Raw genomic sequence first — 23,157 nt, 5'->3', positions numbered from 1 at the left:
ACGCAGGCTGGTGCAACGCAAACGGCCCGGGGAGAAGCTCCCCGAGCCGTTTGCGTTGCACCACCTCGGCGTCTACCGCATTTCGCCTTTCATTTCACTTCGACGCCATGGGCCTGCTTGTCGGCGTGATAGCTCGAGCGCACCAGCGGCCCGGAGGCGACATGGGTGAACCCCATCTCGTAACCCGCCTTGGCGTACTGGGCGAAGGTTGCGGGCGGCACCCAGCGGTCGATCGCCAGGTGGCTACGCGAGGGCTGCATGTACTGGCCGATGGTCAGCATATCGACGTCGTGGGCGCGCAGGTCGCGCATCACTTCGATGATCTGCTCGTCGGTCTCGCCGACCCCGACCATCAGCCCGGACTTGGTCAGCACCTCGGGGCGCGCGGCCTTGTAGCGCTTGAGCAGGTCGAGCGACCATTGGTAGTCGGCGCCTGGCCGCACCTTGCGATAGAGCGAGGGCACGGTTTCGAGGTTGTGGTTGAACACGTTGGGCGGCTGCTCGGAGAGAATCTCCAGCGCCACGTCCATGCGTCCGCGAAAGTCCGGCACCAGGGTCTCGATCTCGATGTGCGGACTGCGGGCGCGGATCTCACGGATGCAATCGACGAAATGGCGGGCGCCGCCATCGCGCAGGTCGTCACGGTCGACCGAGGTGATCACCACGTACTTGAGCCGCATCTCGGCGATCGCCTCGGCGAGCTCGCGAGGTTCTTCGGCGTTCAGCGCGTTGGGCCTGCCGTGGGCGACGTCGCAGAACGGGCAGCGACGGGTGCAGATGTCGCCCATGATCATGAAAGTGGCAGTGCCACCGCTGAAGCACTCGCCGAGGTTCGGGCAGGAGGCTTCCTCGCACACGGTGTGCAATCCGTGCTTGCGCAGCGTCTGTTTGATCCGGGTGACCTCGGGGGAGATCGGCATGCGGACCCGAAGCCAGTCGGGCTTCTTCGGCAGCGTCTCGGTCGGGATCACCTTGACCGGAATGCGAGCCACCTTTTCCGCGCCGCGCAGCTTGACGCCGCGCTCGACGCGATTCGGGTTGGCCACGGTAACGGGCTTGGCGATGCTCTCGCTCATCTGTCACATCCTGGACGTCGGGAAATGTCTGCCAGGCAGTCCGGCAGGCCGGTTGTGGGGCGAAGCGTCACGGGTCGGCGATCGCCGCCGTCCGCCAAGGCGGCGGCGAAAGCCTCGAGCCAGCGGTCCGCTTCGATGTCGAGCGACACCGGCGCGGCTGCGAGCTCACTCAATTGGGTCATACGCATGCCAGCGTAGCCGCAGGGATCGATACGGTTGAATGGCCGCAGATCCATATCGACATTGTACGCCACTCCATGAAAGCTGCAGCCCCGGCGTACCCTGAGCCCCAGCGATGCCACCTTGGCTTCTCCGCCAGCCGGCGCGCGCACGTACACGCCGGGCGCGTCCGGGCGCGCATAAGCCTCGATACGGTGGCTGGCGAGCGCATCTATCACCGCGCGCTCGATCGCGCTGACCAGCGCGCGCACGCCCAGACCGCAGCGCTTGAGATCGAGCAGCAGATAGAAGACCAGCTGCCCGGGACCATGGTAGGTGACTTGCCCACCGCGATCGGCCTGCACCACCGGGATGTCACCGACCTCGAGCAGGTGCTCTGCGCGCCCTGCCTGACCCTGGGTGAACACCGGCGGATGCTCGACCACCCATATCTGATCCGGATCATCCGGGCCGCGTTCGTCCGTGTAGGCGCGCATCGCCGCGAGCGTGTCGGGATAGTCGACAAGGCCGAGCCGATAGACCTCGATCGGATGCGTGCCCGACGCCTGGGGGGAGTCCGAGGCAGCCGGCCGCGCAAGGGCTTGGTTCGCGACGCCGTTCATATCACCATGTGCACGCGACCGCTCGCCTTGAGCGCTGAGAACAGCGCCGAGAGCTGCGCCTGACCGGTCGCGGTGATGGTCACCCGCAGCGAGCGGAAGCGCCCGTTGCGACTGTCCTGATGGCTTGCACGGCTACGGTCGAGGGTCGGATCGAAGCGCTCGACGATGTCGAGCATGTCGTCGCAGAAGCCCTCGTCACTGTCGCCAACGATCTTGAGCGAATAGTCGGTGGGAAATTCGATCTTCGGCGCCGGCTGGCCGCCGTCACCCGAAATCACCGAGGACTGGCCGGGTCTGGAAGGAGAAGTCATCGCCTAGGCTCCCATCGCTGCTTGGCTCGAAATGATTGCATTCTACGCGAGCCAGCGGAGAACGTCACAAGCACGCTGCCCGGCCGCGGCCAGGCAGCGGACAAGATCAGAAGAAGCTGGTGACGAAACGAACCAGCTTGTCCCAGGCCTGCTTGATGAAACCGCCCTCCTCGACCGCTTCGAGCGCGACCAGCGGACGGGTCGCGATCTCGTCGTCGCCACGCATCACGGTCAGGGTCCCGAGCTCCTGCCCGGCGGCCACCGGCGCCTCGATGTCAGAGGAGAGCTCGACCCGCTGGGTCAGCTCGCCGTCGCCCTGGGGCAGGGTCACGTAGACCTCATCGGGAAAACCGACCGGCACGTTGTTCTGGCTACCGCCCCAGACCCGGGCGTTGCTGACCACGTGGCCGGCATCGAAGAGACGCTGGGTATGGTAGTAGCGGAAACCGTAGGAGAGCAGCTTCATGGTCTCCTGGGCACGCGCCTCCTCCGAGTTGGTCCCCATCACCACGGCGATCAGCCGAGTGTCGCCGTCGACCGCCGAGGCCGCCAGGCAGTAACCCGCGGCTTCGGTGTGCCCGGTCTTCAGTCCATCGACCCGGCCATCGCGCCACAGCAGCAGGTTGCGGTTGGGCTGGCGGATACCGTTGTAGGTGAACTCGCGCTCTTCATAGAGCGAATAGTGCTCGGGGAAGTCGAGGATGATGTGGCGCGACAGGTCGGCCAGATCGTAGGCGGAGGTATAGTGCTCGTCGTGGGGCAGCCCGGTGGCGTTCATGAAGTGGGTGTTCTTCATGCCGAGCATCTGCGCATGCTGGTTCATCAGCTGGGCGAAGGCATCCTCGCTGCCGGCGATGTGCTCGGCCATCGCAACGCTTGCGTCGTTGCCCGACTGCACCACGATCCCACGCATCAGGTCGCCGATGCTGACATTGGTGTTGACGTTGAGGAACATCCTCGAGCCGCCGGTGCGCCATGCGTTCTCGCTGACCCGCGCCATATCGCTCTCGTTCAGCCGTCCGGCCTCGATCTCGTACTCGGCGATGTAGGCGGTCATCAGCTTGGTCAGGCTGGCGGGCGGCAGACGCTGGTGGGCGTTCTGCTCGAGGATGATGTCGCCGCTCTTGGCATCCATCAGCACCCAGGAGGTGGCGGCCAGGCTGGGCGGAGCCGGCACCATGTTGAGTGGGTTGAGGGTCGGCCCCGCCGTCGGCTGGGCATCCGGAGTCGGCGCTTGCGCGATGGCGGAGGTGGCAACGAACAGCACGGTGGAGGTCGAGGCACCGAACAGCGCCACCAGGGTCAGCCTGCGCCAGCGACGCACGGGTGAAGCATGCAGAATCATAGGACTTTACTCATTTCCAGTCGTAGGCGTTGCAACGTGGGTCGAGGCGACGGTCATCCATCGCGCGACGTCGTGGTAGGCCACCTCAGCCACTGCCGTTGACCAGCAGCGGATCCAAGTAGCCCGCCTCCGCGAGCCTTGCGCGCACCGTCTCGAGCGCGGTCGGATCTGTGAAGGGACCAACCTGCACCCGGTGTAGCGCGCCATTCTCGCTGATGCGCACCGGCTGCGAAAGACGGCTTTGCAACGAATCGCGCAGCCGCGCGGCGTTCTGCGCCGAGCCCAGCGCCGCTACCTGAAGGAAGATCGGTGCGCCGCTCGGCGCGCTGCGATCGATCCCGGCACTCGGCGGTGCTGCCGGGGTCGATGTCGGTGTCGAGGCGATCCGGCGAACGTCTTGCTCGCCAGGCCAGCTGGCCGGATCGATCGCCTCGACCTTGACCCTGGCGGTGCCACGGGCCAGCACGTCGAGGCGATAGGCCGCGGCATAGGAAAGATCGATCAGCCGATCGTCATGGAAGGGCCCGCGATCGTTGACCTTGACGATCACGCTGCGCTGGTTGTCGAGGTTGGTCACCCGGGCGTAGGTCGGCAGCGGCAGGCTGCGATGAGCCGCCGACATCGCATACATGTCGTAGCGCTCACCGCTGGCGGTGTCGTAACCGTGGAACTTGGTGCCATAGAAGGAGGCGATCCCGGTGGCCGAGTACCCACGGGCATCGCTCATCACCTGATAGCTCTTGCCGAGGACCTGGTAGACCGGCCGGTTGCCGCTGGCTGCGAGCGGCTCGACCTTGGGTACCGCATCAGGCACCTGGGAGAGATCGCGCCCGTCCGTGGGATAGGCATCCTGGCTCGAAGCGTAGCGCCCACTGCCACCGCCGCTGGCGCAGCCGCCGAGCAGGACGAGCACACAGGCGAGCGCGCCGCAGCCTTTGATCGAATGGGTCGGTTTCATTGCCGCTCGAGCGCCTCCTTGATCGACTCCGCCAGCGTCGTCACCGCCATCGCGTAGAGGTGACTGCGATTGTAGCGAGTGATCACGTAGAAATTCTCGGTGCCGAGCAGGTACTCGTAGTGCCCATCGGCGAAGTCGAGCGCGATCGGCGTCACCGGCAGATCCTCCGGCAGCTCAGCGGTGGAGACGATCCCGTGATCGGCCAGCGACGCGATACGCTGGGCCGGACGCTCGATCGAATTGACCTCGACCCCTTCGGGAGGGCTCGAAGGTCCCCGCGCCGGTGCCGCCACCGCAAGGCCCTGGACCCAACCGTGGCCGGCGAAGTAGTTGGCCACGCTGCCGATCGCGTCGACCGGCTCGCGCCACAGGTCGCGCACACCGTCGCCATCGAAGTCGACCGCGTAGGCCTGGTAGCTCGAAGGCATGAACTGCGGATAGCCCATCGCTCCAGCGTAGGAGCCTTTGAACGACAGGGGATCGAGCCCTTGCTCCTCGGTCAGGGTCAGGTAGGCTTCGAGCTCCTTGCGAAAGAATGGCTGCCTCGGCGGATAGTCGAAGGCCAGCGTCGACAGCGCATCGATCACCCGGTGGTTGCCGGTGACCCGGCCGTAGTCGGTCTCGATGCCGATGATCGCAGCGATCACCTCACGCGGCACGCCGTAGTCCCGCTCGGCACGCTCGAAGGCGTCGAGATGCTCGGCGACGAACTGAACGCCGCGGCTGATCCGGGCCGGCTGGATGAATATCTGGCGATACTGGTCCCAGCGCAGGTGCCGCTCGGCCGGACGCGACATCGCATCGAGCACCGATTGCGAACGCCGGGCGTCGGTCATGACCCGCGAAAGCTCGGCGGAGTCCAACCCTTCTCCGGTCAGCTTGCGCACCATCTCGGCGACCTCGGAGCGGTTCGCCGGATCGTAGTCGGCAGCCAAGGCCTGCGGTGCGATGCAAGCGGCGACGAGTGCCGCGGTGAATAGCCCGATACGGCTGCGAAGGGGTGTCGCCGGGGCGGCCCGAAGGTCGATCGTCACCTATTGCTCTCCTGAATCGTTTGCCTGCACGGCGTCGCCGCACCGGCGGGTGCTGTCCCTGGCGATTGGCGTTTGCTGACCAGTAATCCTATCGCGGCAACAACTTACGGTGAGTGCCAATCGCCATCAGAATACCGAAGCCCGCTAACAAGGTCACGCTGGCGGTACCGCCGTAGCTGATCAACGGCAGCGGCACGCCGACCACCGGCAAGAGCCCGCTGACCATACCGATATTGACCACTACGTAGATGAAGAAGGTAAGCACCAGGCTGCCGGCCAGCAGCCGACCGAAGGTGTCCTGGGCACGCACCGCCAGCACCAGGCCCCGGCCGACGATCATCAGGTAGCAAAGCAGCAGCAGGCAGACGCCGACCAGGCCGAACTCCTCGGCCAGCACCGCGACGATGAAGTCGGTATGCCGTTCGGGCAAGAACTGCAGCTGCGACTGGGTACCGTCCATCCATCCCTTGCCGAACACCCCGCCAGAGCCGATCGCGGTCTTCGACTGGATGATGTTCCAGCCGGCCCCGAGCGGATCGCTCTCGGGATTGATGAAGGTCAACACCCGCTGGCGCTGGTAGTCGTGCATGTAGAGCCACATCAGCGGCAGCGCGGCGGCGGCGACCAGCAGGCAGAGCAGGATCAGCCGCCAGGAGAGGCCGGCGAAGAGAATCACGAAGCCGGCGGCGAACATCACCAGCATCGCGGTACCCAGGTCAGGCTGCTCGAGGATCAGCACCACCGGGATCAGCATCAGCACCAGGCAGATGCCCAGGTCCTTCCATGACAGCGGCAGCGGGCGACGGGCCAGGAACGCAGCAAGCGTCATCGGCATCACCAGCTTCATCAGTTCGGAGGGCTGGAAGCGGCCAAGTCCGGGTATCTCGAGCCAGCGCTGGGCGCCCATCGCGTGATAGCCGCTGACGTCTACGGCGACCAGCAGCAGCGTCACCGTGACGTAGAGCACCGGGGTCCAGCGCATCATCGTGCTCGGCGGAATCTGCGCGATCACCGCCATCACCACCAGCGCACCGACGAAGCGCAGCGACTGCGCCTCGACCCGCTCGACCATCTCGCCCGAGGCGCTGTAGAGCACCACCAGGCCGCCGGCCATGGTCAACAGCAGCGCGAACAGGAGCCAGGGATCGAGATGCAAGGCGTTCCAGCCGAATCGCCACGCCCCCTCCCGGCGACGCCGGTAGCTGCGTTTCCATCCACTGATCATGCAGACTCCCCTCCGCGCCCTGGGATGGCGCACGCATCATAGGTCATGGCCATCGTCCCGTCCGGGGATCTTCACCTCGTGATCAGCCCCAGGCTGCATCCAGGCGTCGATCATCGCACGGCCGATCGGTCCCGCCACCCGACCGCCCCAACCGCCGTTCTCGACGATCACCGACACCGCGATCTCGGGATCCTCGACCGGTGCGAAGCCGGTGAACAGCGCGTGGTCGCGCAGCCGCTCGGCGACCTCGGCAGCGTCGTAGCGCGCATCCTGGGCGACGGTGAACACCTGCGCGGTGCCGGTCTTGGCCGCCAAGGTGTATTGGCGACCCTGGCTCAGCACCGCGGAGGTGTCGGCGACGTCCTTGAGCGCCTGGATCACCAGGTCCCACCAGCGCGGGTCATCGAGCTCGACATCCTCCGGAGAGTCCGGGAACGGCGGGAGAATCTCCTGATCGCCAATCGCCGCGACCAGATGCGGACGCACCGACTTACCGCGGTTGGCGAGCACCGCGGCCGAGGAAGCCATCTGCAAGGGCGTCGCCAGCCAGTAGCCCTGGCCGATCCCGGCGGAGAGCGTCTCGCCGGGATACCAGGCCTGGTTGTAGCGGCCACGCTTCCAGTCGCGGCTCGGCATCAGCCCACTGCGCGCGCCCCATACGTCGAGCGCGTCGTTCTCGCCATAGCCGAAGCGATGCATGAAGGCGGAGATCCGATCGATGCCGAGCGAATGGGCGAGGCCGAAGAAGTAGGTATCGTTGGAGACCAGCAGCGCCCTGTGCATGTCGACGCGCCCGTGCCCCCACCGCTGCCAGTTGCGATAGCGGTGCGGGTCGTTGGGCAGCTGGTAGTAGCCGGGGTCGAAGATGGTGTCGCCGGGGCGCATCACTCCGCTTTGCAGCCCGGCCAGCGCCATGAACGGCTTGACCGTCGAGGCCGGCGGGTACTCGCCGCGAAAGGCCCGGCTGTAGAGCGGCAGGTCCTTGTCGTTCTGCAGCTTCTGATAATCGGCGTGGCTGATCCCGGTGACGAAGGCGTTGGCATCGAAGCCGGGCGAGGAGACCATCGCCAGAATCGCGCCGGTCTTCGGCTCGATCGCGACGATCGCTCCCCGCCGCCCGTCGAGCAGTTTGGCACCGAGCTGCTGGAGCCCGCTGTCGACGGTCAGGGTCAGGTCCTTGCCCTTGATCGGCGCGGTACGATCGATCTCGCCGAGCACTCGCCCTCGAGCGTTGGTTTCGACCCGGCGCAGCCCGACCTGGCCATGCAGGATATCCTCGTAGAAGCGCTCGACCCCGCTCTTGCCGACGAAGTGGGTACCGGCATAGTTGCTCGAATCGAGCCGCTCGAGGTCCTCCTGGCTAATCCGCCCGACATAGCCGAGAACGTGGGACATCACCATGCTTTGCGGGTAGTAGCGCAGCAGCTGGGCTTCGACCTCAACGCCCGGCAACCGATAGCGGTTGAGCGCGAGCCGGGCGATCTGCCCCTCGCTGAGATCGCTGAGCAGCAGCGCCGACTGATAAGGGCGCTGGCGCTGGCGCGAGCGCTCGAGCAGGGTCTCGCTCATCTCACTGGGCAGGCCGAGCACCTCGACCAGCAGTTCGACGGTCCGGCTAACGTCGCCGGCCTGCTCACGGGTCAGCATCAGGTTGTAGGTCGGCCGGTTCTCGGCCAGCAGCTCGCCGTTGCGGTCGAAGATCAATCCGCGAGTCGGCGGCAGCGGCTCGACGCGCACCCGGTTGTTCTCCGAGCGGGTGGCGAACAGTTCATGCTGGTAGACCTGCAGGAACACCATCCGCGCGACCAGCACACCGGTAAGTACCACGATCAGCGCGACCGCGGCGAAGCAGCGGCGCCGGAACAGGCTCACTTCGGCGGCGGAATCCTTGATCTGCGAAGGCCGGTTCCCGCCATTGCGCAGGCGGCGCAGAAAACCATTACCCATCGGCAGGATGCTTCCCAGTACGGAGGGAGAAGATCGGTGGCAGTCGGTACATCGTCAACACACGCCAGATGTCTCGGCCAACGCGCAAAATGGGCTCGCGCGGTCAGCGGTGATAAGGGTGGCCGATCGACAGCGTCCAGGCACGATAGAGCTGCTCGGCGAGCACCACGCGCACCAGGGGGTGCGGCAGCGTCAGCCGCGACAGCGACCAGCGCGCATCGGCGCGCGCCAGGCAGCGCGGATCGAGGCCGTCCGGCCCACCGATGAGCAGCGCCACGTCGCGACCGTCGAGTTTCCAGCCGTCGAGTCGAGTGGCAAGCTCGGGCGTGCTCCAGGGGCGCCCCTGGACGTCGAGGGCGACGATCTGGAGATCGGCATCGAGTCGGGCCAGCATGCGATCACCCTCCTGGGTGATCGCCCGGGCGACGTCGGCATTCTTGCCGCGCGGCCCGGGAGGAATCTCTTCGATCAAGAGCGAACACTCGCGTGGCATCCGCTTGCGATACTCCTCGACCCCTTCAGCGACCCAGCCGGGCATCCGCGTACCGACGGCGAGGACGCGAAGTTTCACTGCCGCGCGTCGCCCCGGTCCATCGGCAGGTCGCTCCAGAGCTTCTCGAGATCGTAGAGCTTGCGAGTCTCCGGCATCATCACGTGGACCACGACGTCGCCGAGATCGACCAGCACCCACTCAGCGCCGTTGCGGCCTTCGACGCCGAGCGGCATTACGCCCTGCTGCTTGGCCTTCTCGACCACATTGCCGGCGAGCGCGCTGACGTGGCGGCTCGAAGTGCCACTGGCGACGATCATCACGTCGGTGACGTTGGTCAGCTCGGCGACATCGAGTTCGACGATTTCCTGCGCCTTGAGTTCCTCGAGCGCATCGGTGACCAGTGAAGAAAGCGCATCTGTCTGCATGTTAACCATCGAATTGAGGCGAGCCCCTTGAGGCAGTTTTAAGCGCGGACCAGAGAGGTCCGCGAGTGAAGGGATGCATTCTACCCTCAAGCGTGGGCGAACGCCCCCTCGGCGACGGAGATTGTCATCGGCCCGCGCTGCCGCCGTGGCGATAAAGCCCGCGCTGAACGATCAGCCGTTCGACCGCCTCGGGCACCAGGTAGCGAATCGAGCGCCCGCTGTCGATCCGCTCGCGCAACTCGGTCGCCGAGACCTTGATCGGGTTCGGCAGCGGCAAATGGAGAAAGCCGCCGTGCGGCTTGACCATCAATGACTCGATCGAGTCGCAGCGGCGCGGCTCGATCAACGCGGTGAGCGCCGCAGAGGGAGTGAAGGAGGAGCCGGGACGCTCGATCACCACTACGTGGGCCTGCTCGAACAGCGCCTCCGGGCGGTACCATTCGGCGAGATGGCGAAAAGCGTCCATGCCGATCGCCATCACCAGGCGGGCGTGCTCGCCATACTCGGCGCGCAGCGACTCAAGCGTGGCAAGCGAATAGGAAGGCCCATCGCGTTCGATCTCGCGATCGTCGACGATAAGACCCGGCGTATCGCTGGCGCCCGCGGCGACCATCGCCAGACGATCGCGCGCGGATACCCCGGGCGTCGCACGGTGAGGCGGCTGGCGGTTGACCACCAAGTGGACACGATCGAGCGCCAGCGCTTCGCACAGCTCCACCGCCGAACGCAGATGACCGATGTGAACCGGATCGAAGGTCCCACCGAGCATCGCTACCCTCGGCTCAGCCACGCAGCTGCCCCTCGCCGAGCACCACGTACTTCTGGGTGGTCAGCCCTTCGAGGCCGACCGGGCCCCTGGCGTGCAGCTTGTCGGTGGAGATCCCGATCTCGGCACCGAGGCCGTACTCGGCACCGTCGGCGAAGCAGGTAGGCGCGTTGACCATCACTGAGCTCGAATCGACCGCGGCGAGGAAGCGCTCGCTGCGCGCGAGGTGCTCGGTGACGATCGCGTCGGTATGGTGCGAACCGTAGTGATTGATGTGTTCGATCGCCGCTTCGGCGCCGTCGACCACCCTTACCGCCAGAGTCGGGCCGAGATACTCGGTGTACCAATCCTCTTCGCTGGCCGCCAGCATCGAAGGCACCAGCGCGCGCGCCCGCTCGCAGCCCCGCAGCTCGACACCATGGTCGATAAGCCGCTCGGCGATCCGTGGCAGGAACGCCTCGGCGATCGACACATCGACCAGCAGCGTCTCCATCGCGCCGCAGATGCCGTAGCGATAGGTCTTGGCATTGAAGGCGATCTCCAGCGCCCGCTCGAGCTCGGCACTGGCATCGACGAACACGTGGCAGTTGCCATCCAGGTGCTTGAGCACCGGGATCTTCGCCTCCTCGCTCACCCGCTCGATCAGCGAGCGCCCGCCGCGCGGAATGATCAGGTCGATCGATTCGCGCATCCGCACCAGCTCGCCCACCGCCGCGCGATCGGAAGTGCCGACCACCTGGACCGCTTCCCGCGGCAGACCGGCATCCTCGATGCCGAGGCTTACGCACTCACCGATCAGCGCGTTGGAGCGGCTCGCCTCCGAGCCGCCGCGGAGGATGCAGGCATTGCCGGACTTGAGGCACAGCGCGGCGGCATCGACGGTGACGTTGGGACGCGACTCGTAGATGATCCCGATCACGCCGATCGGCACGCGCATCTTGCCGATCCGCAGGCCGTTGGGGCGGCGCTTCAACCCATCGATCGCGCCGACCGGGTCGTCGAGCGAGGCGACCGTGGCGAGCCCCTGGATCATCGCATCGATCCTGGCGTCGGTGAGTTCGAGACGATCGAGCAGCGCACTGGCCAGGCCGCGCTCGCGGGCGAGCGCCAGATCCTCGCGGTTGGCCGCCTTCAGCGCCTCGCGACCGGCCTCCAGTCGCTCGCCGATGCAGGCGAGCGCGGCGTTCTTCTGCCCGCTGTCGGCCAGCGCCAGTACGCTCGCGGCGGCGCGGGCGCGGGCGCCAAGCGCTTGCATATAGCGCGCCAGTTCACTGGACGCCTGCGAGGAGGATGAGTCGATGTGATGTGACATCCGATGCTCCGAATCGCGTCAGGTACCGGCGCCGGATCGGCGACGGTGCTTGGATCGCGCCACTATAAGCCACTCGAACGGGCGGCACAAAAACACCCCACCGGCCTTCATCCCCGGTCAGGACGCAAAGGTGTCTATTCGGCTACACTCTGGCGGCCTCGCCCGGCGGCCCTTGCGCCGGAACACGAGGCCTTCGATCGGATCGCGGGAGAACACGGATGAATTTGGTCGCTTGGGTCGAGCCGCTGACCCAGACCCCTTGGGCGCTGCTGCTGCTCATCGGCATTCTCGCAGCGCTGGAGTCGCTGGCGATAATCGGGCTGATCCTGCCGGGTGCGGTAATGATGACCATGGCGGCCTCGCTGGCCGGCAGCGTCCAGCTCTCGGTACCGCTGGTGCTGTTGAGCGGCGCGCTCGGCGCCACCATCGGCGACGGCCTGAGCTACTGGCTGGGCGCCAGCCAGCGTCATCGGATCCCCAAGCTCTGGCCGCTGAATCGCCATCCAGAGTGGTTGGAGCGCGGCCAGCTGTTCTTCCATCGCTACGGTACGCTCTCGGTGCTGCTCGGCCGCTTCGTCGGTCCGGTACGGCCGATCATCCCGATGGTCGCCGGCATGATGTGCATGCCGCGGCGCCGCTTCGCGCTGGTCAACGCGCTTTCAGCGCTGGGCTGGGCGCCGCTGTACATCCTTCCCGGCTACTACCTGGGCCAGGCCTGGAGCGCGAACCTCGCCCTCTCCCACGACACCATGGTGTGGCTGATCGAGTTCGCCTTCGTCACGCTGCTGGCGATACTTACCTTTTCCTGGCTGCGCAGGCTGTTCGATCGCCCCGGCATCGGCTATCGCAGCGCCTTGGGATGGGCCCGGCAGAGCAACGCCGGACGCCGGCTGTGGCGCCGGCTCAATGGCAGGTTTCCCGGCCGCGAGCCGCCGCTGGCCTCCCTCGCGCTGCTGCTGGCGACGGGATTTCTGTTCATCGTCTGGACCGGGGTGGTACTGCTCCACGGGCGTGAGCCGCTGGTGATGGACCTACGCGGCCAGGCGATGTTCATCGAACTGGCCAAGCTCGGCTGGCCGTTGTCGATCGCCAGCCATTTCGATCTGATCGGCGATACCTACGGCATCGCCGCCTTCACCCTGCCTTGGCTTGTGTGGTGGCTGTATCGGCGCTACTACGCGGTGCTGCTCCACTGGATGCTCGCACTCGGCCTGATCAGCCTGCTCAACACCGTGCTCAAGCAGGTGATCCAGCGCGTCCGTCCGGACACGCCGGACCACCTCGCCAATTCGTTCTCCTACCCCAGCGCCCACACCTCCGCCGCAGTGGTGGTATACGGCCTGGCCGCGGCCTTCGTCGCCCAGCGGCTGCCACGCAGCCAGCGCAGCTGGCCCTACTGGGCGGCGACGCTTTTGATCATGCTGATGGCGATATCGCGGCTCGCCTACGGGGTTCACTGGGCGAGCGATCTGATCGGCGGCGCGCTGGTCGGCCTGATGGTCTGTTCGACGGTGCGGATCAGCTACCAGTACCACGCCCAGCAGCGGCTGTCGTGGCAACACTGGCCCTGGGTCCTCGGGCTTTCGATCGTGCTGCTGCTGGCGCGCATGCTCTTCCTGCCCCAGGCCTGAACATCGAGCGCACGAAAAAGCGCCACCCGCCTGGGCGGGTGGCGCTCATCCTAATGGCCTGGCAAAGCTCAGCGTGCCTCGAGCGCCCGCAGCAGCCGTTCATGTAGCCCGCCGAAACTACCATTGCTCATCACCACGATCCGATCGCCCGGACGCGCCTCGACGACCAGCGCCTCGATCAGTCGATCGAGTTCGATGTGTACCTCGGCGGGCGGTCGGCACTGCGCGGCGACTTCGTCGAGCGACCAGCCAAGCCCTGGCGGCTGGTACCAGTAGACCCGATCGGCGGCGTCCACGCTCTGCGCCAGGCGCTCGCGCATCGCACCGAGCTTCATCGTATTGGAACGCGGCTCGATCACCGCCAAGAGCCTGCCCGGCTCACCCTCGGCGCGATGGCGTCCGAGCGCTGCGCGCATGCCCTCCAGGGTGAGCTTGATCGCGGTGGGGTGATGGGCGAAATCGTCGATCACCCCGACCCCACCCACCACCCCACGAAGCTCCTGGCGCCGGCGCGGCGGCTGGAACGTCGCCAGCGCCGCGGCGCAGTCCGCAAGCCCTACCCCGACCGCGGCGGCGGCGGCCGACGCCGCCAAGGCGTTACGCACGTTGTGAACGCCGCTCAGCTGCCAAGCTATGCTCGCCTGCTGGCCCATGCCGCGCAGGGTGAAGCGGCTGCCGTCGCAGCTCTCCAGACGCAGCCCCCAGGGCGAATCCTCGCGCTCGCCGAAACGCTCGACCGGCGTCCAGCAGCCGCGCGTCAGCACCCGGTCGAGCGCCGGCTCGTCGTCGGCGACCAGCAGCCGGCCGTTTGCCGGTACCGTGCGGACCAGGTGATGGAACTGACGCTCGATCGCCGCCAGGTCGTCGAAGATGTCCGCGTGGTCGAACTCGAGATTGTTGAGTACCGCGATGTCCGGGCGGTAATGGACGAATTTGGAGCGTTTGTCGAAGAACGCGCTGTCGTACTCGTCCGCCTCGACCACGAAAGGCGCCGTCGCATCGCCGAGCCGAGCGGAGAGCTCGAAGTTGCCTGGCACACCGCCGATCAAAAAGCCCGGGGCGAGCCCCGCGCATTCGAGGATCCAGGCCAGCATGCTCGCCGTGGTGGTCTTGCCGTGCGTGCCGGCCACCGCCAGCACCGGGCGCGTACCGAGCACCGACTCGCGCAGCCACTGCGGGCCGCTGACGTAGGGCAGACGACGCGAGAGCACCGCCTCGACTTCGGGATTGCTCCGGGTCATCGCATTGCCGATCACCACCAGATCGGGCACCGGATCTAGGTTGGCCGCGTGATAGCCGTCGGTCAACGCGATCCCCTCGCGCGCGAGCAGCAGGCTCATCGGCGGATACACATTGGCATCAGAGCCGCTGACCCGGTGCCCCTGCGCTCGCGCGAGCAGGGCGAGGCTGCCCATGAAAGTGCCGCAGATACCGAGGATATGGACGTGCATGAATGGAGTCCCGTACCAGATGACCGATCGAGCGCGCAGCCTAACATGACGGGTTGCGGCTTCGAAGGCCAGGACGTGCCAGCGCACTCTAGTACGCCTGGTCGTGATCCTGGGAGGTTGTGCCACGCGCCTTCACTGTCAGCGCGCCCCGGTTTGGGTATGATGCGAGGGCGGCGCTTCGAGCTGCCGCCGACCAAGAAACCGCCGTCGCGTACCTGCCACCGAGCAGGAGAAACGCGAACGCAGCGGACGCGACCCGCGACACAGTCGACGAGAGAGACACATGACCCAAACCAAGCGCTACAACGCTTTCTATGCCCAGTCCGGCGGCGTCACCGCCGTGATCAACGCCAGCGCCTGCGGAGTGATCGAGACCTGTCGCCGCCACAGTGACCGGATCCAGACCCTCTATGCCGGACGCAATGGCATCATCGGCGCGCTCACCGAGGAGCTGATCGACACCTCCCAGGAGAGCAGCGAAGCGATCGCCGCATTGCGTCACACCCCGGGGGGCGCGTTCGGCTCCTGCCGCTACAAGCTGAAATCGATCGACACCCACCGCGCCCAGTACGAACGCCTGATCGAAGTGTTCAAGGCCCATGACATCCGCTACTTCTTCTACAACGGTGGAGGCGACAGCGCCGACACCTGCTTGAAGATCTCCCAGCTTTCCGAGCGCATGGGCTATCCGCTACAGGCGATCCACGTCGCCAAGACCATCGACAACGACCTGCCGCTGACCGACAACTCGCCCGGCTTCGGCTCGGTGGCCAAGTACGTCGCGGTATCGACCCGCGAGGCCGCGCTCGATGTCGCCTCGATGTGCTCCACCTCGACCAAGGTGTTCATCCTCGAGGTGATGGGCCGCCACGCCGGCTGGATCGCTGCCGCCGCGGGCCTGGCCGGCGAGGGAGAGGAGCAGCCGCCCCACCTGGTACTGCTGCCCGAAGTGGCGTTCGACCGCGCCAAGGTAATGGCCAAGATCAAGCAGACCGTCGAGCGCTGCGGCTACTGCGTGATCGTCGCCTCCGAAGGCGTGCGCGACGCGGAAGGCAAGTTCCTCGCCGATACCGGACTGGTCGATGCCTTCGGCCACAGCCAGCTCGGCGGAGTCGCCCCGGTACTGGCCGGGATGGTCAAGGAGGAACTCGGCTACAAGTACCATTGGGCGGTAGCGGACTATCTGCAGCGCGCCGCACGCCATATCGCCTCGCAGGTCGATGTCGACCAGGCCTATGCGGTCGGGGTGCGCGCGGTGGAATGCGCGCTGGAGGGCAAGAACGCGGTGATGCCGGCGATCCGGCGGGTGAGCGATGCACCCTACGCCTGGGAGCTGTTCGATGCGCCGCTGGAGGAGATCGCCAACCGCGAGAAGATGATGCCGGCCGAATACCTGCGCGAGGACGGCTTCGGCATCAGTGAAGCCGGACGGCGCTACTTCACTGCGCTGATCGCGGGCGAAGCCTACCCGCCTTATGAAAATGGCCTGCCCAAGGTCGCCGAGCTCAAGCGAGCGCTGGTGGCACCCAAGCTGCCACCGTTCTCGATCTAGCCCGACTGGGCACGAGCCCGGAAGCTCCGGCGGGGCCCACCCGAGCGCATCGGGTGGGCCCCGCTTTCGTCAGCGCGCCAAGCTAGCCGAGCCACCAGTTGATCAGCAGGATCACCAGCAGCACCGTAGCGATCAGCTGCCACTGCCTTACCTGGCGCACCTGACGCCAGGCCCCCCCGGCACGCGGCGCCGGATCATGCCCCGCGCGTAGCGCCACCAGCAGCTCGGAGAGCCGCCGGAAACGCAGCTCGCGGCGAGGCGACAGCGCACGCTCAAGCGCCAGGTCGAGGGACTCCGGCACCTCGGGCACCAGCCGGCGTACCGGTCGGTAGTGCAGCGTCTCCAGGTCCATCTCGGTGCGCAGGCTCTGCATCGGGGTCTGAAACGGCAAGTGCCCGCCCCTATCGCTACCCTGGGCGAGGCCCAGGCGAGCCTTCATTCCCCGTTCGCTGGCATCGGAATAGCTCAGCAGCCAGTAGATCAGAGCCGCCAGCGAGAACTGATCGCTGCGCCGTCCCACTTCACCATCGAGGGCGTACTCGGGCGCGCTGAACGCCGAAAGCCCGACCTCGCGCGCAAGCGCCACCGCCGCGGTGGTACCGGTGTCGCGTGCGCAGCACGAGGAGAAATCGATCAGCACCACCTGGCCGTGCTGGTCGACGATGAAGGCGTCGGGGTGCACCCCTTGATGGATCACCTCGCGCCGGTGCAGCGCACCGACCGCCTTGGTCAGCTGCCGCGCGATGTCCAGGCGCTGCTCGAGCCCAGCGGCGACGTGCCCGCGGATCCAATCGCCGAGCAGCTCGCCCTCGACGAAGCGCATCAGATAGTAGTAACGGGTCGGCGGGCGCTTGAACTCGACCAAACGGTTGACGAAGGGCGAGCGCAGCCGCTTGACCAGGTCGCGCTGGTAGACGAAGTGGCGCAGGTAGCTGCTGCGCTCCGACAGCTGGGGGCTCGGCGCCTTGAGCAGCAAGCGCTCGCCGCTCGCGGCGTCGCGCACCCGATAGACCCTCACCCTGTCGGTGCGCGCCAGCACCTCCTCGACCCAATAGCCATCGAGCTCGTCGCCTACGTCGAGTTCACCGGGAGGCTCCAAGCCATCGCCCAGCACCCCACGGGAAGCGCTAGCGTCACTGCTGCCGAGCCGATCGATACGCACCAGCTGGAAGCACAGCGCCTCGGCGCCGTAGCCGCGCAGGCTCGCCATCTCAACCGCCCGGGCAGCGAGCCGCTCGCAGGCACCGTCGAGATCGCTCGCATCCTGGCTGATCAACTGGACGTAGTCGCTCGGCGACAGCGTTCCCCGCATCGCCTGGGTGGTGAACAGAAACAGATCGCCCTGGGCCAGCGGCAGGTTGAGATAGTCGATGTCGAGACTGGCGTCCATGCCCAGCGCCCGGGAAGGGTAGCGGTAGCCGCCGAGATCGGTGACGTGGTCACGGGTAAGCTGCTCGAACTCAGCGCCGCGCAGGCGAAACACCAAGGTGTCGCCGGCGTGGAACAGATGCCCTTGGTCCTTGAGCAGGATCAGTCCCGAGAAGGCGCTGACGTAGCTGCCGCCGGAGACGAAGCGGCTCTGGCTGTAGCACCAGCCGTTGAGCGCGCGCAGCACGCGGGTGGCCGCATGCTTGACGTTCCAATCCAGCGGCGTTGAGAAGTAATCGGCGAGAAATCCGCGCACGGCGAGATCCGCCGCCTGCCGCGCGATCGCGTTGCGCCACGGGGAGTCGGCGATCACCGCGCAGGCGCCGCGCCCGGCGAGCAGCTCGCCATCGGGCACCTGGGTGGCCATGGATGAACGATGGTGGCGCCGTTCGGAGGTGACGAAGGCCTGCCCGACACTGAGTGCTAAATCGCTTGCCACGTCCCGAACGCTCCCTCGTTCCAATTCGATCGTCCAGGCGCCGCGAGGGCGCTGGCGCGAGATACCACCGTAGTTCCAGAGCTTGCCATAAAAGCCCATTCACCGCAGAGCGACATGCCGGATTATCTCAAAAAGTTGCCTCGGTGGCGGCGGGTTGGTAATCCCTTGGGCCTGTTCGTATACTCTGCCCAGCGTATTGAAAGACACCCTAGGTTCATCAAGGACCCATCGATGAGTTTCAAAGCCATTCCAGCCGGCAAGAGCCTTCCCGACGATCTCTACGTAGTGATCGAGATCCCGGCCAACCACTCGCCGATCAAGTACGAGGTCGACAAGGACCTGGATTGCCTGATGGTCGATCGTTTCATGGCCACGCCGATGTTCTATCCGGCCAACTACGGGTTCATTCCCCAGACGCTGGCCGACGACGGCGACCCCCTCGACGCGCTGGTGGTCACCCCCTACCCGGTGCAGCCGGGCAGCGTGGTGCGCGCCCGCCCCCTGGGCGTGCTGCACATGACCGACGAGGCCGGCGAGGATGCCAAACTGATCTGCGTGCCTCACGGCAAGCTGACCACGCTTTATGATGCGGTGGAGAACATCCACGACCTGCCCGAACTGCTGCGCCAGCAGATCGCGCATTTCTTCGAGAACTACAAAGACCTCGAGAAAGGCAAGTGGGTCAAGATCGACTCCTGGGGCGATATCGACGAGGCTCGCAAGGCGATCGTCAAGGCCCAGAAAGCGTTCGACGCCGACAAGGCCTGAGCCCTTCGCAACCGCCGTGCCCCCTCAGGGAAGCCATGCGCTTCCCTGAGCTTTTTGACCTCCCCCGCGTCGTGTCCCTTCGATTCGTCCACCGGCCGCACTGGTGACGACAGGGGCGCAGGATGGCACCCGTCCCGGCGAAGTGCCGCCTGATGCGCCATCGATGAACCGACGATGGACCAACGATGACGCCAAGCCCTCCCGCCGCGCCTCGAGGTTTCGACATGCGCCACCTCGCGCCCCTGCTGCTGGGCCTGATCCTGCTGCTCGGCCTTGCCCCCGCCCAGGCCTCCTCGCTGTTCACCGAAGACGCTCCCCCCCAGGGTGCGATGAGCAACCCCGCGAGCGAGAGCGTCGGCCCCAGCGCCTTCGCCGACGACCGCGACGGCTTCCTCCCGGTCGACCGGGCCTTCAGGTTCCACACATGGCGCGAAGGCAAGCGCGCCTGGTTCGGCGCCGAGATCGCGCCCGGCTACTATCTCTATCGCCATCGCATCGCGGTGAGCACCGACCAGCCGGATGTGATACTCGGTGAGCCGGCGCTGCCGGTCGGCGAGTTCAAGTCCGACCCCTACATGGGCGACGTCAACGTCTATCACCAGCGCCTCGAGTTCAGCGTTCCGATCGAGCAGGCCCCGGCCTCCGGCGCGCTGCAGCTGACCCTCGAGTACCAGGGCTGCGCCGAGGCGGGACTCTGCTACCCGCCCGAACGGCGCACTTTCTCGGTCGACTTCGGCGAGCGCCCGGCAATATTCGACACACCGCTCCAGGCCGAGCCGGCCACCGCGCCCGCCCAGCGCAACGACGGTATCTCGCTCTGGCGACTGGGCCTTCTGTTCCTCGCCGGGCTGGGGCTCACCTTCACCCCCTGCGTGCTGCCGATGCTACCGATCGTATCCGCTCTGGTGGTCGGTCGCGCACCCTCCCGGCGCCGCGCGCTTGCGCTCTCGTGCTGCTACGTCGGCGGGATGGTCGCCGCCTATACCCTGCTCGGCCTGGTGATCGGCCTGCTCGGCGCCGGCTTCAATCTGCAGGCGCGGCTGCAGTCGCCCTGGGTGGTGGTGCCCTTCGCCGCGGTTTTCGTCCTCCTCGCCGCCTGGACGCTCGACTGGCTGCGACCGCCCAGCACCGGGTTCGGCAATCGGATAAACGCGCTGGAGGAGCGGCTGCGCAGGCTTGGCCCCGGCGGCCTGGTCCTGGCCGGCGCAGTATCGACGCTGATCGTCACTCCGTGCCTGTCGGCGCCGCTCGCCGGGATCCTTGCCTATCTCTCGACCACCGGGAACGCGACCCATGGCGCACTCGCGCTTTTCGCCCTGGGCCTCGGCATGGGCGTGCCGCTGATCCTGGTCTGCGTGTTCGGCGCCAGCATCCTGCCAAGTCGGGGCATGTGGATGGAACGGGTGCGCATGCTCTGCGCCATCGCCCTGCTCGGGGTCGCACTGTGGCTGGTCTCGGCCTGGCTGCCGGGCTCGCTGGTACTGTTCGGCTGGGGCGTACTCGGTATCGCCGCGGCTCTCGCCCTCGGCGCGCTGGAAAGCACCACCGCACCGCTGCTGCGCGCCCTGGCCGTGGCGCTGGCGCTCTGGTCCGGCGCCTGCGTGATCGGCGCGGCGATGGGGCAAAACGACCCGCTGCGCCCGCTGGCAGGCGTGGACAGCGAGCGCTCGATCGCCGCGACCTCGGCGCCGAGCTTCGCCACCATCACACGCCTTGCCGAACTCGATGCCGCAGCGGCGCGCGCCCGCGAGGCCGGCAGGCCGCTGCTGGTCGACCTCTACGCCGACTGGTGCGTGAGCTGCAAGCGCATCGAGGGCGAGCTGTTCCCCCGCGCCGAGATCAGCGCACTGCTCGAGGGCTTCGAGCGGGTACGCTTCGATCTCACCGACGACTCCGACGACGCCCGCGGGCTGCTTGCGCGCTATGGGCTGTTCGGCCCGCCGACGCTTCTGTTCTTCGACGCCAGCGGAGAACGAGGCGACCTGCGCGTGCAGGGCGAACCTTCCGCCAGCTCGCTTGAGGCGGCATTGGAGCGTGCAGTACGGCTGGCCAGGCCCTGAATCCCCGTCGCCAGGCCCACTGGACAGCCCCAAGGTTTTTCGGCACACTCCGCCATCACCGCCTCATTAGGGCAAACGTCGAGTATCGTGCAGGTATCTTCACGGTTGGCGACAAGGTTAACAGCGGCCACCGAAGAGCTTCGCATTGACGTCCCTGCCAGGCCGTTACGCGCTTTGCGCATTCACCCCGGATATTTCACAGGACCGCCCATGGACATTCGCAAAGTCAAGAAACTGATCGAGCTGCTCGAAGAATCCAACATCAGCGAAATCGAAATCCAAGAGGGCGAGGAGTCCGTGCGCATCAGCCGTAACTTCACCGGCGGCCAGCCGATGCAGATGCCGAGCGCCACCTACTACGCCCAGCCGACCGCCGCGCCTGTCCCTGCTGCCGCGGCCGAAGCGCCTGCCGCGGCACCCGCGGCGCCGACCGGCCACCAGGTCACCTCGCCGATGGTGGGCACCTTCTACCGCGCGCCCGCCCCTGGCGCCAAGGCATTCGTCGAAGTGGGCCAGAGCGTCAAGCGCGGTGACACCATCTGCATCGTCGAGGCGATGAAGATGATGAACCAGATCGAAGCCGACAAGGATGGCGTCATCGAGGCGATCCTGGTGGAAGATGGCGAGCCGGTCGAGTACGACCAGCCCATGATCGTGATCGGTTGAGCTGTTCGCAGACTGAAAGCGAAAGCGTCCACTCAATCCATCCAGCGAGTAGCCCCATGTTGCAAAAGGTACTGATCGCCAACCGTGGCGAAATCGCACTGCGTATCCTACGCGCATGCAAGGAGCTCGGGATCAAGACCGTCGCCGCCCACTCCAAGGCCGACCGCGACCTGATCCACGTGCGCCTTGCCGATGAAGCGGTCTGCATCGGCCCCGCACCATCGAGCGCCTCCTATCTCAACATCCCGGCGCTGATCTCCGCCGCCGAGGTCACCGACGCCCAGGCGATCCACCCCGGCTACGGCTTCCTTTCCGAGAATGCCAATTTCGCCGAGCAGGTCGAGCGCTCCGGTTTCATCTTCGTCGGCCCCACCGCCGACGTGATCCGGCTGATGGGCGACAAGGTATCGGCGATCGAATCGATGAAGGCGGCGGGCGTGCCGACCGTGCCCGGCTCCGATGGTCCACTGCCGGACGATGAGCACGAGCAGCTCGAGATCGCCAAGCGGATCGGTTTCCCGGTGATGATCAAGGCCGCCGCCGGCGGCGGCGGCCGTGGCATGCGCGTGGTTCGCGATGCCTCCCAGCTGGCCTCCTCGGTGGCGATCACCAAGAACGAGGCCAACGCCGCTTTCGGCTCCGACGTGGTCTACATGGAGAAGTATCTCGAGCGTCCGCGCCATATCGAAGTCCAGGTACTGGCCGACGGCCAGGGCAACGCGATCCACCTGTTCGACCGCGACTGCTCGCTGCAGCGCCGCCACCAGAAGGTGCTCGAGGAGGCCCCCGCCCCCCACGTCGATGCCACCGCGCGTGCCCAGGTGCTCAAGGCCTGTGTCGATGCCTGTCTGAAGATCGGCTATCGCGGCGCGGGCACCTTCGAGTTCCTCTACGAGAACGGCGAATTCTTCTTCATCGAGATGAACACGCGCGTGCAGGTCGAGCACCCGGTCACCGAGATGGTCACCGGCATCGACATCGTCAGGGAACAGCTGCGCATCGCCTCCGGCCTGCCGCTGTCGATCCGCCAGGAGGACGTCGAGCTGCGCGGCCACGCCTTCGAATGCCGAATCAACGCCGAGGACGCACGCACCTTCATGCCGTCGCCTGGCAAGATCGAGTTCTACCATGCCCCGGGTGGCCTCGGTGTGCGGATGGACTCGCACCTCTATACCGGCTACACGGTGCCGCCGAACTACGACTCACTGATCGGTAAGCTGATCACCTACGGTGAAGATCGCGAGAGCGCGATGACGCGAATGCGCAACGCGCTCGACGAACTGCTGGTCGAAGGGATCAAGACCAACATCGCGCTGCAGCAGGATCTGGTCCGGGACGAAGCCTTCGCCCGTGGTGGGGTCAATATCCACTACCTCGAGCACAAGCTGGGCCTCAGCTGAGGCTACCGGGAATCGCACGGGGGAGGCGTCGATCGATCGGCGCCTCCCCCGCGTCGTTACCGCCTGGCGCATCGCAGCCATAGACCCA

20 protein-coding genes are annotated in these 23,157 nt (G+C 66.5%); 6 read left to right on the top strand and 14 right to left on the bottom strand.

Features of this window, described 5'->3' with window-relative positions:
- Positions 1–89 precede the first annotated feature (89 nt).
- The 12 genes from lipA to A5892_RS10700 form a co-directional block, all read right to left on the bottom strand.
- Positions 90–1,076 (bottom strand): lipoyl synthase, encoded by a 987-nt coding sequence (gene lipA, locus A5892_RS10755; protein WP_064122802.1) that lies wholly within the window; start codon positions 1,074–1,076, stop codon positions 90–92.
- Positions 1,073–1,858, bottom strand: coding sequence for a lipoyl(octanoyl) transferase LipB (gene lipB, locus A5892_RS10750; protein ID WP_064122801.1), 786 nt, complete (start codon positions 1,856–1,858; stop codon positions 1,073–1,075). Before lipB ends, lipA begins: the two co-directional genes overlap by 4 nt.
- Positions 1,855–2,169, bottom strand: a complete 315-nt coding sequence (locus A5892_RS10745) for an HP0495 family protein (RefSeq protein WP_064122800.1) — start codon at positions 2,167–2,169, stop codon at positions 1,855–1,857. Before A5892_RS10745 ends, lipB begins: the two co-directional genes overlap by 4 nt.
- Before the next feature lie 106 nt (positions 2,170–2,275).
- On the bottom strand, positions 2,276–3,514 hold the full coding sequence (locus tag A5892_RS10740; protein ID WP_082890403.1) for a D-alanyl-D-alanine carboxypeptidase family protein: 1,239 nt from the start codon (positions 3,512–3,514) through the stop codon (positions 2,276–2,278).
- An 85-nt stretch (positions 3,515–3,599) separates the two neighbouring features.
- Complete coding sequence (locus A5892_RS20970; RefSeq protein WP_082890402.1) at positions 3,600–4,472, bottom strand: septal ring lytic transglycosylase RlpA family protein; 873 nt, start codon at positions 4,470–4,472, stop codon at positions 3,600–3,602.
- Positions 4,469–5,506, bottom strand: a complete 1,038-nt coding sequence (gene mltB, locus A5892_RS10730; protein ID WP_223302628.1) for a lytic murein transglycosylase B — start codon at positions 5,504–5,506, stop codon at positions 4,469–4,471. Before mltB ends, A5892_RS20970 begins: the two co-directional genes overlap by 4 nt.
- A gap of 88 nt (positions 5,507–5,594) precedes the next feature.
- Positions 5,595–6,731: a rod shape-determining protein RodA gene (rodA, locus tag A5892_RS10725; protein WP_064122799.1), complete on the bottom strand. Its 1,137-nt coding sequence runs from the start codon at positions 6,729–6,731 to the stop codon at positions 5,595–5,597.
- 36 nt (positions 6,732–6,767) lie between these two features.
- Positions 6,768–8,678 (bottom strand): penicillin-binding protein 2, encoded by a 1,911-nt coding sequence (gene mrdA, locus A5892_RS10720; RefSeq protein ID WP_064122798.1) that lies wholly within the window; start codon positions 8,676–8,678, stop codon positions 6,768–6,770.
- A gap of 103 nt (positions 8,679–8,781) precedes the next feature.
- Positions 8,782–9,249: a 23S rRNA (pseudouridine(1915)-N(3))-methyltransferase RlmH gene (gene rlmH, locus A5892_RS10715; RefSeq protein ID WP_064122797.1), complete on the bottom strand. Its 468-nt coding sequence runs from the start codon at positions 9,247–9,249 to the stop codon at positions 8,782–8,784.
- A complete protein-coding gene (gene rsfS / locus A5892_RS10710) occupies positions 9,246–9,596 on the bottom strand; it encodes a ribosome silencing factor (RefSeq protein ID WP_064122796.1) in 351 nt (116 codons plus the stop codon). The genes rlmH and rsfS overlap by 4 nt, the downstream gene beginning before the upstream one ends.
- 124 nt (positions 9,597–9,720) lie before the next feature.
- Entirely contained in the window at positions 9,721–10,365 is a 645-nt protein-coding gene (nadD, locus tag A5892_RS10705) for a nicotinate-nucleotide adenylyltransferase (RefSeq protein WP_064122795.1), read from the bottom strand.
- Positions 10,366–10,378: 13 nt separating this feature from the next.
- Positions 10,379–11,674 (bottom strand): glutamate-5-semialdehyde dehydrogenase, encoded by a 1,296-nt coding sequence (locus tag A5892_RS10700; protein ID WP_064122794.1) that lies wholly within the window; start codon positions 11,672–11,674, stop codon positions 10,379–10,381.
- A 218-nt stretch (positions 11,675–11,892) separates the two neighbouring features.
- On the opposite strand from A5892_RS10700, the gene A5892_RS10695 reads away from it, so the two are divergent.
- Entirely contained in the window at positions 11,893–13,305 is a 1,413-nt protein-coding gene (locus tag A5892_RS10695) for a bifunctional DedA family/phosphatase PAP2 family protein (RefSeq protein ID WP_064122793.1), read from the top strand.
- A gap of 68 nt (positions 13,306–13,373) precedes the next feature.
- Here the strand turns inward: A5892_RS10695 and mpl are convergent, their stop codons facing one another.
- Positions 13,374–14,756, bottom strand: coding sequence for a UDP-N-acetylmuramate:L-alanyl-gamma-D-glutamyl-meso-diaminopimelate ligase (mpl, locus tag A5892_RS10690; protein ID WP_064122792.1), 1,383 nt, complete (start codon positions 14,754–14,756; stop codon positions 13,374–13,376).
- Positions 14,757–15,039: 283 nt separating this feature from the next.
- On the opposite strand from mpl, the gene A5892_RS10685 reads away from it, so the two are divergent.
- Positions 15,040–16,308: a 6-phosphofructokinase gene (locus A5892_RS10685; RefSeq protein ID WP_064122791.1), complete on the top strand. Its 1,269-nt coding sequence runs from the start codon at positions 15,040–15,042 to the stop codon at positions 16,306–16,308.
- An 82-nt stretch (positions 16,309–16,390) separates the two neighbouring features.
- Here A5892_RS10685 and A5892_RS10680 read toward each other — a convergent pair whose 3' ends face one another.
- On the bottom strand, positions 16,391–18,103 hold the full coding sequence (locus A5892_RS10680; RefSeq protein WP_223302881.1) for a protein kinase domain-containing protein: 1,713 nt from the start codon (positions 18,101–18,103) through the stop codon (positions 16,391–16,393).
- Between the two features lie 303 nt (positions 18,104–18,406).
- Here A5892_RS10680 and ppa point away from each other — a divergent pair, with 303 nt between their 5' ends.
- From ppa to accC, 4 genes are all read left to right on the top strand, one after another.
- Complete coding sequence (ppa, locus tag A5892_RS10675) at positions 18,407–18,943, top strand: inorganic diphosphatase (protein ID WP_064122790.1); 537 nt, start codon at positions 18,407–18,409, stop codon at positions 18,941–18,943.
- 224 nt (positions 18,944–19,167) lie between these two features.
- Positions 19,168–21,003: a protein-disulfide reductase DsbD gene (dsbD, locus tag A5892_RS10670; protein WP_064122789.1), complete on the top strand. Its 1,836-nt coding sequence runs from the start codon at positions 19,168–19,170 to the stop codon at positions 21,001–21,003.
- 210 nt (positions 21,004–21,213) lie between these two features.
- Complete coding sequence (accB, locus tag A5892_RS10665; RefSeq protein WP_064122788.1) at positions 21,214–21,669, top strand: acetyl-CoA carboxylase biotin carboxyl carrier protein; 456 nt, start codon at positions 21,214–21,216, stop codon at positions 21,667–21,669.
- Between the two features lie 56 nt (positions 21,670–21,725).
- A complete protein-coding gene (gene accC / locus A5892_RS10660; protein ID WP_064122787.1) occupies positions 21,726–23,069 on the top strand; it encodes an acetyl-CoA carboxylase biotin carboxylase subunit in 1,344 nt (447 codons plus the stop codon).
- Positions 23,070–23,157: the final 88 nt, after the last annotated feature.

Source organism: Halotalea alkalilenta (assembly GCF_001648175.1).
Classification (GTDB): Bacteria; Pseudomonadota; Gammaproteobacteria; order Pseudomonadales; family Halomonadaceae; genus Halotalea; species Halotalea alkalilenta_A.
This window is presented reverse-complemented; position numbering and strand designations above follow the sequence as displayed.

Coding starts and splice junctions, on each gene's coding strand:
- nadD (WP_064122795.1), bottom strand. CDS start 10,365: ATGCTCGGTGGGACCTTCGATCCGGTTCACATCGGTCATCTGCGTTCG.
- ppa (WP_064122790.1), top strand. CDS start 18,407: ATGAGTTTCAAAGCCATTCCAGCCGGCAAGAGCCTTCCCGACGATCTC.
- lipA (WP_064122802.1), bottom strand. CDS start 1,076: ATGAGCGAGAGCATCGCCAAGCCCGTTACCGTGGCCAACCCGAATCGC.
- lipB (WP_064122801.1), bottom strand. CDS start 1,858: ATGAACGGCGTCGCGAACCAAGCCCTTGCGCGGCCGGCTGCCTCGGAC.
- accC (WP_064122787.1), top strand. CDS start 21,726: ATGTTGCAAAAGGTACTGATCGCCAACCGTGGCGAAATCGCACTGCGT.
- A5892_RS20970 (WP_082890402.1), bottom strand. CDS start 4,472: ATGAAACCGACCCATTCGATCAAAGGCTGCGGCGCGCTCGCCTGTGTG.
- A5892_RS10740 (WP_082890403.1), bottom strand. CDS start 3,514: ATGATTCTGCATGCTTCACCCGTGCGTCGCTGGCGCAGGCTGACCCTG.
- A5892_RS10685 (WP_064122791.1), top strand. CDS start 15,040: ATGACCCAAACCAAGCGCTACAACGCTTTCTATGCCCAGTCCGGCGGC.
- mrdA (WP_064122798.1), bottom strand. CDS start 8,678: ATGGGTAATGGTTTTCTGCGCCGCCTGCGCAATGGCGGGAACCGGCCT.
- dsbD (WP_064122789.1), top strand. CDS start 19,168: ATGCGCCACCTCGCGCCCCTGCTGCTGGGCCTGATCCTGCTGCTCGGC.
- rodA (WP_064122799.1), bottom strand. CDS start 6,731: ATGATCAGTGGATGGAAACGCAGCTACCGGCGTCGCCGGGAGGGGGCG.
- mpl (WP_064122792.1), bottom strand. CDS start 14,756: ATGCACGTCCATATCCTCGGTATCTGCGGCACTTTCATGGGCAGCCTC.
- accB (WP_064122788.1), top strand. CDS start 21,214: ATGGACATTCGCAAAGTCAAGAAACTGATCGAGCTGCTCGAAGAATCC.
- A5892_RS10695 (WP_064122793.1), top strand. CDS start 11,893: ATGAATTTGGTCGCTTGGGTCGAGCCGCTGACCCAGACCCCTTGGGCG.
- A5892_RS10680 (WP_223302881.1), bottom strand. CDS start 18,103: ATGGCCACCCAGGTGCCCGATGGCGAGCTGCTCGCCGGGCGCGGCGCC.
- A5892_RS10700 (WP_064122794.1), bottom strand. CDS start 11,674: ATGTCACATCACATCGACTCATCCTCCTCGCAGGCGTCCAGTGAACTG.
- rsfS (WP_064122796.1), bottom strand. CDS start 9,596: ATGCAGACAGATGCGCTTTCTTCACTGGTCACCGATGCGCTCGAGGAA.
- A5892_RS10745 (WP_064122800.1), bottom strand. CDS start 2,169: ATGACTTCTCCTTCCAGACCCGGCCAGTCCTCGGTGATTTCGGGTGAC.